Here is a 260-nt window from a genome sequence, read left to right as displayed (position 1 = left end):
ACCCCGCCAAGTTCATCCAGCAGGTCCGCAACGAGGCGGGCAAGATCGTGTGGCCGACCCGCCGCGAGGTGGTGACGACCACGATCATGGTGTTTATTCTGGCGGCGGCAGCGGCGGCGTTCTTTTCGCTTGTCGATCTGGGCATCCGCTTTGGTCTGACCCAGCTTTTGCAGGCGGTCAGCTAAGGCTTGCAATTCGGGGGCGGGGGCGCTATCCCCCCGCAAACCTGCCCGTTACGCTGGCGTGCATCGATTCGGTTG

The 260-nt window shown here is 63.5% G+C and carries 1 protein-coding gene; it reads left to right on the top strand.

The features are described from left to right. Positions 1-185 (top strand): preprotein translocase subunit SecE (secE, locus tag RMT89_RS43945; RefSeq protein ID WP_315889353.1); only part of this gene is annotated, 185 nt, incomplete at its 5' end. Positions 186-260: the final 75 nt, after the last annotated feature.

The sequence above is a fragment of the Streptomyces sp. P17 genome (assembly GCF_032436805.1).
Lineage (GTDB): Bacteria > Actinomycetota > Actinomycetes > Streptomycetales > Streptomycetaceae > Streptomyces.
Note: the sequence above shows the minus strand (reverse complement) of the source record. Positions and strands in the feature narration are given on the sequence as shown.